The sequence below is a fragment of the Niveispirillum sp. KHB5.9 genome (assembly GCF_048066115.1).
Taxonomy (GTDB): Bacteria; Pseudomonadota; Alphaproteobacteria; order Azospirillales; family Azospirillaceae; genus Niveispirillum.
On the sequence record NZ_JBLTYX010000007.1, the window covers coordinates 120,870 to 135,261 of the forward strand.

Annotated in this window: 13 protein-coding genes; 9 read left to right on the top strand and 4 right to left on the bottom strand. The window is 64.6% G+C overall.

The features are described from left to right. The first annotated feature begins 301 nt into the window (after positions 1 to 301). On the top strand, positions 302 to 967 hold the full coding sequence (locus ACM9HJ_RS14070) for a LuxR C-terminal-related transcriptional regulator (RefSeq protein WP_416572368.1): 666 nt from the start codon (positions 302 to 304) through the stop codon (positions 965 to 967). A 205-nt stretch (positions 968 to 1,172) separates the two neighbouring features. Here ACM9HJ_RS14070 and ACM9HJ_RS14075 read toward each other — a convergent pair whose 3' ends face one another. Next, a complete protein-coding gene (locus ACM9HJ_RS14075; RefSeq protein ID WP_416572369.1) occupies positions 1,173 to 2,240 on the bottom strand; it encodes an OmpA family protein in 1,068 nt (355 codons plus the stop codon). A 229-nt stretch (positions 2,241 to 2,469) separates the two neighbouring features. Beyond that, positions 2,470 to 2,655 carry a hypothetical protein gene (locus ACM9HJ_RS14080; protein WP_416572370.1) on the bottom strand — a complete coding sequence of 62 codons (186 nt, stop codon included), beginning with the start codon at positions 2,653 to 2,655 and terminating at the stop codon, positions 2,470 to 2,472. Positions 2,656 to 2,832: 177 nt separating this feature from the next. On the opposite strand from ACM9HJ_RS14080, the gene ACM9HJ_RS14085 reads away from it, so the two are divergent. Then, entirely contained in the window at positions 2,833 to 3,867 is a 1,035-nt protein-coding gene (locus ACM9HJ_RS14085; protein ID WP_416572371.1) for an MBL fold metallo-hydrolase, read from the top strand. A gap of 2 nt (positions 3,868 to 3,869) precedes the next feature. On the opposite strand, the gene ACM9HJ_RS14090 is transcribed toward ACM9HJ_RS14085, so the two are convergent. Then, complete coding sequence (locus ACM9HJ_RS14090) at positions 3,870 to 4,514, bottom strand: hypothetical protein (RefSeq protein WP_416572372.1); 645 nt, start codon at positions 4,512 to 4,514, stop codon at positions 3,870 to 3,872. 355 nt (positions 4,515 to 4,869) lie between these two features. Between ACM9HJ_RS14090 and ACM9HJ_RS14095 the strand changes: the two genes are divergently transcribed. After that, positions 4,870 to 6,075 (top strand): hypothetical protein, encoded by a 1,206-nt coding sequence (locus tag ACM9HJ_RS14095; protein ID WP_416572373.1) that lies wholly within the window; start codon positions 4,870 to 4,872, stop codon positions 6,073 to 6,075. A 296-nt stretch (positions 6,076 to 6,371) separates the two neighbouring features. Here ACM9HJ_RS14095 and ACM9HJ_RS14100 read toward each other — a convergent pair whose 3' ends face one another. Then, on the bottom strand, positions 6,372 to 6,848 hold the full coding sequence (locus ACM9HJ_RS14100; RefSeq protein WP_416572374.1) for a phasin family protein: 477 nt from the start codon (positions 6,846 to 6,848) through the stop codon (positions 6,372 to 6,374). Between the two features lie 845 nt (positions 6,849 to 7,693). Here ACM9HJ_RS14100 and uvrC point away from each other — a divergent pair. From uvrC to ACM9HJ_RS14130, 6 genes are all read left to right on the top strand, one after another. Then, positions 7,694 to 9,631: an excinuclease ABC subunit UvrC gene (gene uvrC, locus ACM9HJ_RS14105; protein WP_416572375.1), complete on the top strand. Its 1,938-nt coding sequence runs from the start codon at positions 7,694 to 7,696 to the stop codon at positions 9,629 to 9,631. A gap of 48 nt (positions 9,632 to 9,679) precedes the next feature. Next, a complete protein-coding gene (pgsA, locus tag ACM9HJ_RS14110) occupies positions 9,680 to 10,243 on the top strand; it encodes a CDP-diacylglycerol--glycerol-3-phosphate 3-phosphatidyltransferase (RefSeq protein WP_416572376.1) in 564 nt (187 codons plus the stop codon). A 6-nt stretch (positions 10,244 to 10,249) separates the two neighbouring features. After that, positions 10,250 to 10,501, top strand: coding sequence for a molybdopterin converting factor subunit 1 (gene moaD, locus ACM9HJ_RS14115; RefSeq protein WP_416572504.1), 252 nt, complete (start codon positions 10,250 to 10,252; stop codon positions 10,499 to 10,501). Then, the gene (locus ACM9HJ_RS14120) at positions 10,501 to 10,977 is read left to right on the top strand and encodes a molybdenum cofactor biosynthesis protein MoaE (protein ID WP_416572377.1); all 477 of its coding nucleotides are present in this window, start codon (positions 10,501 to 10,503) and stop codon (positions 10,975 to 10,977) included. The genes moaD and ACM9HJ_RS14120 overlap by 1 nt, the downstream gene beginning before the upstream one ends. Before the next feature lie 111 nt (positions 10,978 to 11,088). Beyond that, positions 11,089 to 12,306 carry a sensor histidine kinase gene (locus ACM9HJ_RS14125; protein ID WP_416572378.1) on the top strand — a complete coding sequence of 406 codons (1,218 nt, stop codon included), beginning with the start codon at positions 11,089 to 11,091 and terminating at the stop codon, positions 12,304 to 12,306. Between the two features lie 162 nt (positions 12,307 to 12,468). Beyond that, complete coding sequence (locus ACM9HJ_RS14130) at positions 12,469 to 14,151, top strand: methyl-accepting chemotaxis protein (protein WP_416572379.1); 1,683 nt, start codon at positions 12,469 to 12,471, stop codon at positions 14,149 to 14,151. The last annotated feature ends 241 nt before the right edge of the window (positions 14,152 to 14,392 follow it).

Consider the following 14,392-nt stretch of genomic DNA (forward strand, 5'->3'; position numbering starts at 1 on the left):
CGTGTTAACCTCTCGTACATATTCATACGGATTAAGTCTTCTCGCAACCTCCTTCTGGTCATTTCGTTGAGAATCTGTTTATATTCTTCACAGGAACCGAGTTGTTATGAAATTAGATCGAATTTCGAAGCTTTTATCCTTTGTGGTTACTTCGGAATGTCGATCTATCGATTGTATTTTAACTAAACTTTCAGCGTCAGGCCCAAGGGGCTTGGAATCATGGGAAAAATTCCCGTCGGATGCGACATGCGCCTGGTTCAGCGGCGATGGGAATGGGCTGGATCGAAGGGGGTATGCGGGGATGACATCCGGGGCTGTGATGCTGGTCGACCATGATCAACTGTTCAGCGCGGCCTTGGCCGCCTTGCTGGAGGAAGAGGGGATGGCGGTGGAATCACCCCTGCCGTCGCTTCCCACCGCCGAACAGGCCCTTTCCGACGGAACGCCCCCCGCCCTGATCATCACCGACCCTTCCGGTCTGGACCGGAGCGAGGATGGCGACCCGCTGCAAAGGCTGCGCCTCCTGGCACCGGAAAGCCGGATCCTGGTACTGAGCGCCGACCTGTCGCAGACGGCGTTGAACCGCAGCCTGTCGGCCGGTGCCCACGGCCATGTCTCCAAGGGTGCCTCCTTCAACGCCGTATTGCGTGCCGTGCGGCTGATCCTGATGGGCCAGGCCGTCTATCCGGCCGCGGCCACCCAGGGGATGGGCCAGGCCCCCGCCCCCGCCGCCATGGCCGCGGAGACGGCGGGAGAGGCTGGTGGCGCCGACCTGTCGCCGCGTGAAACACAGATTCTGGCCTGCGTCATCAGCGGCCATTCCAACAAGGCCATCGCAAGGCGCCTATCGATCACGGAAAGCACCGTGAAGATGCATTTCAAGAACGCGATGCGCAAGATCAACGCCGGCAACCGTACCCAGGCCGCCATCTGGGCCATGGAACATGGCATCGCGCCAATGGCGTGAAACACCTGAACGAAATACACGGCATTAAGATAAAACTTTATCCATCCAAGTAATAGCACCGGTACCCACATCCGTGGGGCCGGCCGCGTGGCGTCAATCGCCACCCGAAACCTGGACAAAGAAAAGGGCCGCTGCATGCAGCGGCCCTTTTCCGTACCGGTCCGCCGGCCCCTGACAAGGGCCGGCGGAAATCAGGTGTTTCCGATTACGGGAACACGATGACAGCGCGGCGGTTCGACGGCTCGCGGATACCGTCGGCGGTCGGGACCAGCAGGTCCGTCTCACCCTTGGCTTCCACGGCGATCTGGTTGGACGGCAGACCCTGGCTGGCCAGATATTCGCGCACGGCTTCGGCCCGGCGCTGGGACAGCTTCTGGTTATAGTCGGTCGGACCCGACGTGTCGGCATGGCCGGCCACGTTGATCTGCACAACCTTGCCAGCCTTGGCGTCGCGGGCGACGTTCTGCAGGACCTGCTGGGCGTCGGCCGACAGGGTCGAACGATCCCAGTCGAAGAAGACGGTGAAGTTGCGGGTGATGGTCGGGGCCGGAGCGGCGACCGGGGCGGGCGCCGGAGCCGGGGGCGGCGGCGGCGGGGACACGACGGTCGTGGCCGGCACGGCCTTTTCCGGAGCGGCACCGAACACGGTACGGACGCCGATCAGCACGCTGTGCGAGCTGTAGTTCGACTTGTAGGTCGGGGTCTCGTTCTTGAACTTCAGATCATCGATACCCTGATAGCGGTAGCCGATGGTCAGGTCCAGGTCCGACGCCAGGGCATAGGCGACACCGACGCCCAGCTGATAGGCGAAATTGTCCTGCGCGGCGTTGGAATAGTACGGGGCGGTGAAGACGGGGCCGACATTGTCGGTGTCCACCCAGCCCCAGCCCAGGCCGGCGCTGACATAGGGACGGAACGCGGAGCCCGTGTCGAATTCCTTCTGCACCACGCCCATCAGGGTGAAGGTGGTGACGTCGCCGATCGGGTTGCCCAGGTTCGGGCTGATCGTGTCGACCTGATGGATGGAGAAACCACCCTCGACACCCAGGCGCAGGCCGTCACCGAACTGGTAACCGGTCTCCAGGACGGAGGCGATGGTTTCCTTGGGGTTGACCTTGGCCGTCGTGGTGGCGGTCTTCAGGTCCAGATCCTGCAGCCAGCTCACGCCGATCTGGGCACCGATATACGGCCCTTCCGGCAGGCTTTGCGCCGTGGCGGCCACGGGAAGCACGAGAGCCAGTGCGGTTCCCATCAGCAAATGGTGCAGTTTCATCTTTCATTCTCCTTATGGGCCCTTGGGGCGATCACCTTACGTCGGAACCGGTTATAGGCGATGATCCCGGCGGCGACCTGTTCTGTCACGGACGGCCGAACGAATCCCGGCGCGACCAATGTCACACCAGACTTACAGAAATTGTGCTGCCGACTCAAGGTAGCAACTTGATGGCCAAACATACTAGCCCATATGGCTAAACAATCATCTCGGAGAATTTGCGTTTGTTCTACGCCGCGCTGCGAAAGGCTTTCATGGCCTCGCGGCGTGCGGCGACACCATCGGCGAAGCGTTTGCCATGCAGGCGCTGCACGGCTGGATGGACCGCGTGAAACACGAAATCCTCCTCCCCTGACACCAGCACACCCAGCGCTTCCTCTTCAATTTCAATGATCACGCCGTTGTGCCGTTCCATTTGTCCGGACTCCAGAAGGGGGTTTCCCGGACGGGCCTCTACCCCCAATATCGTGACGGTTGCCATCACGCTTGTGTGACGTTGCCGCCGCCATGGCCAAATCCGGTCACTTATCCTATGACTTCCGAACGAACCCCGTCCGGGGCCGTTCCGGCCCACCGCCCCCGAAGGCCCCGCATGACCGTGTTAGCACCAGCAGAATCAGCACCGCAGATCAGCCAGGCCGCCCCCGGCATCTGGGGCATGCGCCTGCCCCTTCCCTTCCAGTTGAATCACATCAATGTCTGGCTGCTGGCCGACCGCATGCCGGACGGGCGCCCGGCATGGACCCTGATCGACACGGGCGTTGCCAGCAACCTGACACGAGGATTGTGGGAGAGCGTGGCGGCGGAGTTCCTGGCCGACGCGCCCATACGGCGCGTCATCGTCACCCATTTCCATCCCGACCATATCGGGCTGGCCGACTGGCTGTGCCGGCGCTTCGACGCGCCCTTGCACATGACCCGCACCGAATGGCTGCTGGCCCGCATGCTGTGCCTGGATGCATCCGACGGGATCGCCGATGCGGGACGCCGCTTCTATGGCGCCATGGGGCTGGACGCACCGGCCCTGGCGGCTCTGGCGACGCGTGGCAACGCCTATTCGCGCGGGGTACCGGTGGTCCCGGCGATATTCGAGCGGATGACCGACGGCGACATGCTGCGCATCGGTGATCGCGACTGGCGGATCATCACGTCGGGCGGGCATTCGCCCGAACATGCCTGCTTCTATAGTGCCGATGGCGGCAATGTGCTGATCGCCGGCGACATGGTGCTGCCGCGCATCAGCCCCAATGTCAGCGTCTGGCCCGCCGAACCCTTCGCCGACCCGCTGGCGGAATTCCTGAACGGCCTGGCCCGGCTGCGCGAACTGCCGGCGGACACGACCGTCCTGCCTTCCCACGGCCCCGTCTTCCACGACCTGCGCGGCCGCATCGACGAATTGCTGCACCACCACGCGGAACGGCTGGACGAGGCGGAGGCGGACTGCGCCGATGGCGGATGCACCGTGGCGGAGATCACCCGCAGCATGTTCAAGCGCCCGCTGGACACCCACCAGTTGACCTTCGCAGCCGGGGAGGCGCTGGCCCACCTGAACCATCTGGTCGCAACGGGCCGGCTGGTACGCCGGCACCGTCCGGAAGACGGTGCCTGGCTGTTCACAAAACCTTGAAATTACTGCGCCGCACTCTTCGTCTTGGTCTTGGCGCCGGCGGCGGCACCGGAGATGACCGGGGTCGGTGCGCGTGGTGGAGCGGCATTGGCCGCGGCCGCGGCGGCATCGGCCAGCAGGACGGTCGGCGCCGGCTTGTCGCAGCGCGGCGCATTGGCCATGTGGACGCCGGCGGCGTCGGGCGACAATCCCTGCTCGATCTCCGCCAGGCTGGCCGCCATGGCCTGAGCCACCAGCGGCGCGTGCGTGCCGCAGAAGACCGGCGTGGTCAGGGCGATGGCGCGCTGCGACGTCTCATTGGCCAGACGGGTGCGGAAACTGTCGAAATTACGGGTCGGGTTGCCCTTGGCCGTGCGCTTGTAATAGGCGACCAGCGCCTTTTCCCACTCCTGGATGCGGGCCTGGTGCTTCAACGTGAACTGCTTGTACTGGTTGAACAGGCTCAGTTGGCCCTTCACATCCATGTGCTGGCAGGTCAGGCCCACCACCATCAGTTCCGTATGCAGGCGGATGCCTTGTTCGGCCGCGAATTCCGGCACCGAATAGCAGGGCCCCTTGGGCGGGGCGGCCAGGGCCGGCGAAGCGGCAAGGGTGGCAGCGACGGTGAAGGCGCCGACGGCGCGGGCGACCTGACGGAAGGACGGCATGCGGACAGATCCGTTGCGACGGGAATAAGATGGTGCGGAATGTGCCGCAACCGGCTCCGCCCCGCAAGAGAAGCCACCCCTTTGACCGGAGATTTCGTTGCCTAGCCGGACCGGTCCCGGCGGCCGGCCATCGCGACATGAGCGCCATGCCCGGATTTTTTGCCGCGGCGGCGCAGTTTCTCTTTCATTTCGAAAATATTTCCCCCATATCTGAAACCACAAATCCTGGCAGACCCCTTCCGATGGCAAGCCGAGACCCACGGGTCCCTGCAAAAGCCTGCTCACGCGGCGGGATCGCCTGAGACTGTGAATCCGCTGCATGACGCATGAGCCTCTCTGGCAACCGAGTGATATCTTGAACGCCGAAACTGATGGTGATGCGGAGTCCCCGAAGCGCCGGGGTCGTATTCCGCAATCCGCTTGGCCGCGAATTCTGGAACGCTACAAGGCGGGGGCCACGCTTTCCGCCATTGCCCGGGAATTCGACTGCACGCCCAGCGCCATTTCCTACATCGTCCGCAAGGCGGAGGCCGCCGGACTGACCGGCGAGGGTGAGGAAGGCACGGAGACCGTTGCCGCCGCCCCGGCACCGGCCCCCGCCCCCGCACCGGTGGAAGCCCCTGCGCCCGTGGCCGCGGCAGCCGAGGCGCCGCGCCCACGCCGCGCGCCGCGCGCCGCGGAACCCCGGCCGGCGGAACTGCCGCTGGCCGAAGCCGCCCTGGCACCGCCCCCCGCGGCCCCGGCGCCCGTCCTGGCCGCCCCGGCACCTGCGGTGGAACCGCCGGCCGCCCCGGTGGTGACGGAAGCCCCCGGCGTGGATGCGACGCGCGAAAGCCCGTTCCAGCATGACAGTGGCCGCCATGGCGAGGTTCCCCGCCGTTTCGAGGGGCGCGACAACCGGGCTCCGCGTGACGGACGTGAGAATCGTGAAGCCCGTCCCGACCGGGGCGAGCGTTTCGGCCAGGAGGGTCGCGAGCCCCGCCCCGACCGTGAGCGCAACGAGTTCCGGGGCGAGCCGCGCCAGGATCGTGGGCAGCAGCAGGGCGACCGCCGTCCGCAGGGGGGCAATGTGCGCTTCCCGCAGGGCGGCCAGCCCGGCCCGCAGCGTGACCGGTTCGGTGACCGGCCGCAGCGCGACCGGCTGGAGGTTCGCCCGCCGCGTGACTTCGACCGTGACCGCAATATCGGCAACGAAGGCCGGGGTGGCGAGCGCGCCATGTCCGATTACCAGCCCTCGCCGTCCGAAGGTCCGGCCGACGTCGTCTATCCCTATCGCCAGCAGCAGCGCAACCCGGCCCGGCTGGAAGCGGCGGAGACGCCGACCACGCCGCCCGATGAGCGCATGGATGCGGCCGCCAAGGCCTGTGCCGAAGCCTATAAGGCCTGGAAGGGCCAGACGGGTGGTGGCGTGCAGGGGTTGACGGACGCGCTGCATGAGCTGCGCAAGGTGATCGCACGCATGGAGATCGAAATCTCCGCCAGCCGCAAGGAAGAGCAGCGCCCGATCCCCTTCCCCAGCTACCGCACCAACCTGCCCCCGCCGCAGCAGCCGCGCGGCTGAGGCTGCCGGTTGCCGCAGACGCAAAAGAGGGCCCCGTCCTGAGGACGGGGCCCTTTTTGTTTTCTGTTCCCTCAGGCGCCGGGCGCCCACATCCGTAGGCTTGGCTTACGCGACCACGTGGTCGCGGGCTGGCAGTCGCCAGCCTGCAGCGGCAAAAGCCCTTTATGAACCCGTGAACCACGTGGCGCGTCAGCCAAGGGCCCGGATGTGGGCGCCCGGCACCTGAGGGAACAGCAAAAAGAAAAAGGCCGCCCCCGGTGGGGCGGCCTTCAACTGACGGCATCGTCGGGGAAGGATCAGGCCTTCTTGACCGTGAGCTTGGACAGGATGCCCTGCAGCTCTTCGATGCTTTCCTTGACGCGCTTGGACAGCACTTCAGCGGCCTCGGTGTTGGACTTGGCAACCAGCTCCGACAGTTCCTTCAGGTTGGCCGAGGCCTTCTCAAAGGAATTCTTCACCAGGGCAGCCTGCTTGGCAACCTTGTCTTCCGGGGTGCCGGGGGTCAGCAACTCGGTCACGATGGAGGAAGTTTCTTCCAGCGACTGGCGAATGATCTCGGCCTGGCGGCGGGCGACAGCCTGGTAGCCTTCGACGGCCAGCTGGTTGGCGGCAACAATGGCCTCCACATTGCGGCGCTGAGCAGTGACCACGCCTTCGAAATCGGCGCTGGGCAGCTTGAACTCACCGAACGCCTTTTGGAAGTCGGTCAGGCGGTTCAGGTCGAAGAACTTGGACGGGTCGAAGTCCAGAAACGGATTCTTGTAGGTGGCCATATCATTCCCCAATGCTGTCTGTCGTCAGTGACGCCGGATGGCGGCAGGCGACAGGAGGCCCCTGCTGCGCCGCAACATATCCAGGTGAGATAATGCACTTTGCCGCTTTTTTCGTCAACTTCTTTGTTGCACCGCACAAAATCCCTGGCGGATCAAGCCGCTGCATGTTTCGATCCGATAGGTTCGCGTGCAAGCATGGCTGCCATCCCTGACCATGGGTGGTGCCGCTCCGGGACGGCGAAGGCGGCGAATGGGAGTCTTTATTCCCATGCCTGGGCACGATACGGTCGCGGCCATGACCCCGTCCCTCGCCCAAGGGCATCAGTCACAGATACACGGCGGACATTCCGGCCGCCCCCTGCGTAAACGAAGTCTTAACGGTCCGGGGCGGGCGGCGGTTCCCATAAACGAACGAATTAGGTCCTGAGGCTTGCGTCCATGGTCCTAGGTTTTTGCACAGGCCGACAATGTGCCGCGCTACGCGGGTGTGATCGGCGATGTCAAGCCCCCGTGTGGGCTTCATGACAATTGGATGTCTGCTTGACTTCAAAAAATATCAATAAAATCAATGGTCTGATTTTTTATGCCTAAATTTTGGGCAATTGGGTGGAACCCGCGGAGTCCCTGGCTCCAAACCATCCGCCCCGATACTTGTCCGCAGACTTATCCACAGGTTTCGTGGAAATCCGTGTCAAAGGCTTACATCCTTCATCATGCCGCCCGAAGGACAGGGTGGTATGGTAACCGGTATCCCTTCCGGGGGAAGCCTATGTCTTCCGGTGGAGACCAAGAACTATTCCAGCAGGCGATTGACCGGCGCACGGGGATGCGCCACATCCAGGGCCATGACCGACGCCACCGACCATAATCCGCCCCCTCCCCCCCGCCCCGAGGCCCAGCCGGAGGCGACGCCGGGCAAGCGCAAGCGCGCCGTGGCCGACCTGTCGCGCGGGGTGGATATCATCAAGGGCTATCTGCGCACCCTGCCCGACCGGCCGGGCGTGTACCGGATGCTGAATGACGAGGGCGATGCGCTGTATGTCGGCAAGGCCCGCAGCCTGAAGAAGCGCGTCACCAACTATACGATGCCGGTGAAGCTGCCCATCCGCCTGCAGCGGATGATCGCCGAGACCACGCAGATGGAGTTCGTCACCACCCATACCGAGGTGGAGGCGCTGCTGCTGGAATCGAACCTGATCAAGAAGCTGATGCCGCGCTATAATGTGCTGCTGCGCGACGACAAGACCTTCCCTCATATCCTGATCACCGGTGGGCAGGATTATCCGCAGCTGACCAAGCATCGCGGCACCCGCACCGAGGCCGGAAGCTATTACGGCCCCTTCGCGTCGGCCGGTGCCGTCAACCGCGTGCTGACGGCTTTGCAGCGCGCCTTCCAGCTGCGCACCTGCGCCGACACGGTGTTCAACACCCGCACCCGCCCCTGCCTGCAATACCAGATCAAGCGCTGCACGGCGCCCTGCGTGGAGAAGGTGACGGGCGCGGAATATGCCGAGCAGGTGCGGGAGGCCAAACAGTTCCTGGAAGGCCGCAGCCGCGACATCCAGGCCGATCTGGCCACCCATATGCAGGCGGCAGCCGAGGCGCTGGAGTTCGAGCGCGCGGCCAAGCTGCGCGACCGTATCCGGGCGCTGACCGCCATCCAGGCCCACCAGGACATCAATGTCGAAGGCGTGGATGATGCCGATATCATCGCCGCCTATCAGGATGGGGGCAGCACCTGCATCCAGGTGTTCTTCTTCCGCGGCGGGCGCAATTACGGCAACCGCGCCTATTTCCCCAGTCATGACAAGGTGCTGGAGGTGGAGGAGGTCCTGTCCTCCTTCATCGCACAGTTCTATGACAACAAGACCGCCCCGCGCCTGATCCTGATCAGCCACGACCTGCCCGAAGAAGCGCTGCTGCAGGAGGCGCTGAGCCTGCGCGCCGGGGTGAAGGTGGAGTTGCACGCGCCCAAGCGCGGCGACAAGAAGCGGCTACTCGATCACGCCATCAACAATGCCCGCGACGCCCATGGCAGACGGCTGGCCGAGACGGGCAGCCAAGCCAAGCTGCTGGCCGGCGTGGCGGAGGCGTTCGGGCTGGCCGAGCCGCCGGTGCGCATCGAGATCTACGATAACAGCCATATCCAGGGGGCGCATTCCATCGGCGCCATGGTGGTGGCCGGCCCCGATGGTTTCATCAAGAACGCCTATCGCAAATTCAACATCAAGGCCAAGGACGCCGCCGGCGACGATTTTGCCATGATGCGCGAGGTGTTCACCCGCCGATTCGAGCGCGCCTTGAAGGAGGACCCGGAACGGTCGGGCGAAAGCTGGCCCGATCTGGTGCTGATCGACGGTGGCGAGGGACAGCTGGGCGTGGTGATGGAGGTGATGGCCGAGTTGGGGATCGAGGATGTGCCCCTGGTCTCCATCGCCAAGGGACCGGACCGCGATGCGGGGCGGGAGCGGTTCTTCATGCCGGGCCGCCCGCCCTTCGGCATGGAGCATAAGAGCCCGGTTCTCTATTACCTCCAGCGGCTGCGCGACGAGGCGCACCGGTTTGCCATCGGCACCCACCGGGCCAAACGCGAGAAGGCGATCAGCGCCTCGCCCCTGGACGAGATCCAGGGAATCGGGCCGCGCCGTAAGAAGGCGCTGCTGCTGCATTTCGGGTCGGCCCGTGCCGTATCGCGCGCCGGCCTCACCGATCTCCAGGCTGTGGAGGGCATCAGCGATGCGGTCGCCAGAATCATCTATGATCACTTCCATGGGGAAGGATAGGATGCGCGCCGTCGACCCAAGCCCCGTTCCCAATCTGCCTTGGCGCCCATGCTGACCAGCCTGCCCAACATCCTGACCCTGTCGCGCATCGCCGTGATCCCGGTGGTCGTGGCCCTGTTCTTCTTTCCCGGCAAATGGAGCGCCTGGGCGGCGCTGGGGCTTTATTCGGCAGCCTGCATCACCGACTGGTTCGACGGCTATCTGGCCCGCATCTGGCGGGAGGAGAGCCTGATCGGCAAGTTCCTGGACCCGATCGCCGACAAGCTGCTGGTGGCGGCCGTGCTGATGATGCTGGCCGGCGTCGGCAAGATCGCCGGGCTGGCCATCATCCCCGCCATCATCATCCTGCTGCGCGAGGTGATGGTGTCGGGCCTGCGCGAGTTCCTGGCGGGATTGCGCATCTCCGTCCCGGTCAGCCGCCTTGCCAAATGGAAGACCGGTATCCAGATGGGAGCCATCGGCTGGCTGATCGTCGGCGCCGACGGGCCGGAAGGCTGGCCCGTCACCCTGATCGGTGAGATCGGGCTGTGGCTGGCCGCCGCCCTGACGCTGCTGACCGGCTGGGATTATCTGCGTGCCGGCCTGCGCCACATGCTGAACCCGGAGGGCTGATCGATGCTGAAGCTGCTCTATTTCGCCTGGCTGCGCACCAAGATCGGCATCGCGGAGGAGCGTGTGGCCCTGCCCGAGGGCGTGATGGATGTGGCCGGCCTGATCGGCTGGCTGCAAGGGCGCGGGGCCGGCTATGCCGACGCGCTGGCCAACCTGGACGTGGTCAAGGTGGCCGTGAACCAGGAATATGTGCCCTTCACCCACCCGGTCGCGGCGGGGGATGAGGTGGCGCTGTTCCCGCCGGTGACGGGCGGCTGATGACCGTCAAGGTCCAGCGCGAGGATTTCGACATCGGGGCCGAACTGGCGGCGCTGACCGATGGCGATACCGGGATCGGCGGTGTGTGCTGCTTCACCGGCCTGGTCCGCGACCTGCACCCGCAGGCAGGAGAGGCCGCCGGCACGGTGCGCGCCCTGACCCTGGAACATTATCCGGGCATGACAGAAAGACAGCTGGAAGCCATCGAGGCGGAGGCGCATGCGCGCTGGCCCCTGTCGGCCAGCCTGATCATCCATCGTTATGGAAGGTTGGAACCAGGGGAACGGATCGTGATGGTGGCCTGCGCATCGGCCCATCGCGAGGCTTCGTTCGAAGCCTGCCGCTTTCTGATGGACTGGCTGAAGACCAAGGCACCCTTCTGGAAATTGGAGGATACCGGTGCCGGCGACCGCTGGGTGGCGGCACGGGAGCAGGATGCGCAAGCCGCCGCAGGATGGGTAGCCCGGTCGGAGTAACACCTACCGCCAATTCGCATCCCCTATGCGGCAGGAGCGGCAAGGTTGCAGGCGACAAGCAAAGGGCGCTGTGCCACATATAGGTATAAGCACAACCTTATCCGCACCAACATGCATCTCAAGGACGATCCCGCCACGATCCTGGTCGTGGGCGGCGACAAATCCCGTTATCCGGCGGCCGCCACGTTGAAACGGCTGACGCAAGCCGTCGATCTGCGCTTCCTTCGTTCCGAGGATGAATTATTGGCCACCTGCCGCGCAAGGCGGCCGGGACTGCTGGTGTTCGATCTGGCCGGCGTGGGTGCCCCCTTGGGGCTGGTGGCCAATGTCCGGGCGACGGAACTGCCGGTGGAACCCACCATCATCCTGATCGGCGACGACATCCTGCCCCAGCAGCGGACCCAAGCAACGGAGCTGGGCGTATTGGAGGTGATGGAGCGGCCGGACACACTTGCCGAATTGCAGGTCCGCCTGCTGGCCCATCTGCGCCTGCGCGACCGGCTGGCGAAGGCCGAGCAGGCGGCGGAAGAACGCGGCCAGCGCCTAGCCGACGCGCTGAACCTGCTGAAGGCGGCGGAACGCAAGCTGCTGGATCAGGTGCCTCACGCGGAACGCGAAGGAAAGCGCGGCACGGAAGTGGTGACCAGTGCCGCACATGAACTGCGCACGCCCCTGCATGCCATCATCGGCTTTTCCGAACTGATCCGCGACGCCATCCACGGCCCGCACAGCGATGCGCGCTACGGTGAATATGCCGTCGATATCCACCAGGCCGCGACGCATATGCTGACGCTGGTCGATGGCACGCTGGACTTAGCGCGGGCGGAATCCGGGGCGGACCAGCTGGATATCCGCGACATCGATATCGGCCGCACCGTTCAGGACAGCGCGCGCATGCTGCGCCAGCTGGCGGAGGGCACAGGCATCACCCTGGACATCAAGATACCGGACGCGCCGCTGCGCATCCGCACCGATCCGGAGAAGGTGCGCCAGATCGTGCTGAATCTGGCATCCAACGCCATCAAGTTCACCCCGCATGGCGGGCGCGTGACAGTGGAGGTGGCGGGACTGGATGATGGTGGTGCCGTCATCCTGGTCATCCGCGATACCGGCATCGGCATCGCCAGCCAGGACCTGGCCACGGCCATGAAGCCCTTTGGCCAGGTGCGCCAGCCCGACAAGCCACATCCCAAGGGCACGGGCCTGGGCCTCCCCCTGACCCGGCGTTTCGTGGAGATGCTGGGCGGAGCGCTAGAGATTTCCTCCGTCCCCGGCCAGGGCACGGTGGTCAGCGTCCGGCTGCCGCCCAATGCGCCGGGCGCGGCGTGAAAAGGCCCACCAACATGCCCTGAAGGGGCAATACGCGCGAGACCGGGAATTATTCCATGCCACATCCTTCCGGATAGGTTGAAACCGCTCCAAGAAAGGCGAACCCTCCCGCCGTCGGCACCCCGCAGGGGGAATCTGCGCATCGGCAGGCAGGAGCGGAAAATGTTCGAGAACATATCCATCAGGACGCGCGTGATCGGCGCTTTCGGCGTTGTGTTGGCGTTGACCCTGCTGCTGGGGCTCATATCCGTGTCCCGCATCAATTCGGTTTCCGACGATGGCCTGGTCATCGGCACCAATGCCCTGCCGTCGGTGAAGGAAGTGGGAGATATCTACTCATCCGCCCTGGAAATCCGCGTCAACAGCTACCAGCACATCATCTCACCGGAAAAATCGGAGATGGATGCCCTGGAAGCGCGGATGCAGAGCGCCATCAAGGATCTCGGTGATTCCAAAAAGAATTACGAAGCCCTGATACGCTCCGATGAAGAGAGGGCGATGTACAATTCCATGATCTCCCGATGGAACGAATATCTTTCCCTGTGGGAGAAAGTGCGTGAATTGTCGCGCCAGCAGAAATCCGATGAAGCGGCAGTGATGATGCGCCAGGAACTGAGCCCGCTGTTCCTGAAGATCCAGGAAGACACCGATAAGATCATCAAGTTCAATCAGGACAATGCGGATGGCCTGGTGGCGCAGCTGCAATCGTCCGCGCATTCCTCGATGATCATCGCCTGGAGCGTCCTGGCGTTGGCCGCCATCCTGTCGGCCGCCGCCGGTTGGATGATGATCACCAGCGTTGTAAGGCCTGTTCGCGGCATGACGGACACGATGAACCGTCTGGCGCGTCATGAGCTGACCGTCGCCGTTGAGGGCGGCAACCGGGGTGACGAGATCGGCGACATGGCCCGCGCGGTGCAGGTATTCAAGGACGGTCTGATCCAGGCCGACCGCCTGGCCGAGGCGCAGAAGCAGGAGCAGGCCGCCAAGGAGGCCCGCGCCGCCCGCATCAACGACCTGATCCAGGGCTTCGACACCCAGTCTTCGGCCGTGCTGCGCACCGTCAGTTCCGCCGCCACCGAACTGGACGCCACCGCCCAGAGCATGAGCGCCATCGCCGAGGAGACCAACCGCCAGGCCGCCGCCGCCGCGGCCGCCGCCGAGCAGACCACGGCCAACGTCCAGACCGTGGCCGCCGCCGCGGAGGAGATGACCGCCAGCATCACCGAGATCAACGCCCAGGTCACACGTTCCAAGACCATATCCGACCGCGCCTATGCCGAGGTCCGCCAGACCGACGGCACCGTCGCCGGCCTGGCCGAGGCAGCCGGCCGCATCGGTGCCGTCGTCCAGCTGATCCAGGACATTGCCGGACAGACCAACCTGCTGGCGCTCAACGCCACCATCGAGGCCGCCCGCGCCGGCGAGGCCGGCAAGGGCTTCGCCGTCGTCGCCAGCGAGGTCAAGGCCCTGGCAAACCAGACCGCCAAGGCCACAGAGGAGATCGCCGCACAGGTCACCGCCGTGCAGCAGGCCACCGACAGCTCCGTCGGCGCCATCCGCTCCATCGGCACCACCATCCAGTCCGTGTCGGAGATCGGCACCTCCATCGCCGCCGCCATGGAGGAACAGGGTGCATCCACCTCCGAGATCAGCCGAAACGTCTCCCAGGCCGCCATGGGCACACAGGAGGTCAGCGCCAACGTCAACCAGGTCACCGAGGCCGCCGCACAGACCGGCGCATCCGCAACACAGGTCCTCGGCGCCGCAAGGGAACTCTCCCAGCAATCCGAACTCCTCAGGACACAGGTCGAACGCTTCCTCGCAGATATAAGGGCCGCGTAACCAGCATCCAAGTTATTGTAAAGACTGATTTACCATCCCCGCACCCCATTTGCCCAAAATTTGGGCAAATGGGGTGCGGCCGTGTATGGGCAAGGCTCGCAGGCGTTTGCCCGCATGTTGGTCACAAGCTTATCCACAGATCCTGGGGAGATCACCCGGGCGCCTGTGAGCAGCCTCACTTTCGCCACAGTGCCTTTGCCGATAGGGTTGGCCCCATCTTCGCCAACCCATCGTTGCAAGG

Coding starts and splice junctions, on each gene's coding strand:
- ACM9HJ_RS14070 (WP_416572368.1), top strand. CDS start 302: ATGACATCCGGGGCTGTGATGCTGGTCGACCATGATCAACTGTTCAGC.
- ACM9HJ_RS14075 (WP_416572369.1), bottom strand. CDS start 2,240: ATGAAACTGCACCATTTGCTGATGGGAACCGCACTGGCTCTCGTGCTT.
- ACM9HJ_RS14080 (WP_416572370.1), bottom strand. CDS start 2,655: ATGGAACGGCACAACGGCGTGATCATTGAAATTGAAGAGGAAGCGCTG.
- ACM9HJ_RS14085 (WP_416572371.1), top strand. CDS start 2,833: ATGACCGTGTTAGCACCAGCAGAATCAGCACCGCAGATCAGCCAGGCC.
- ACM9HJ_RS14090 (WP_416572372.1), bottom strand. CDS start 4,514: ATGCCGTCCTTCCGTCAGGTCGCCCGCGCCGTCGGCGCCTTCACCGTC.
- ACM9HJ_RS14100 (WP_416572374.1), bottom strand. CDS start 6,848: ATGGCCACCTACAAGAATCCGTTTCTGGACTTCGACCCGTCCAAGTTC.
- uvrC (WP_416572375.1), top strand. CDS start 7,694: ATGACCGACGCCACCGACCATAATCCGCCCCCTCCCCCCCGCCCCGAG.
- pgsA (WP_416572376.1), top strand. CDS start 9,680: ATGCTGACCAGCCTGCCCAACATCCTGACCCTGTCGCGCATCGCCGTG.
- ACM9HJ_RS14120 (WP_416572377.1), top strand. CDS start 10,501: ATGACCGTCAAGGTCCAGCGCGAGGATTTCGACATCGGGGCCGAACTG.
- ACM9HJ_RS14125 (WP_416572378.1), top strand. CDS start 11,089: ATGCATCTCAAGGACGATCCCGCCACGATCCTGGTCGTGGGCGGCGAC.
- ACM9HJ_RS14130 (WP_416572379.1), top strand. CDS start 12,469: ATGTTCGAGAACATATCCATCAGGACGCGCGTGATCGGCGCTTTCGGC.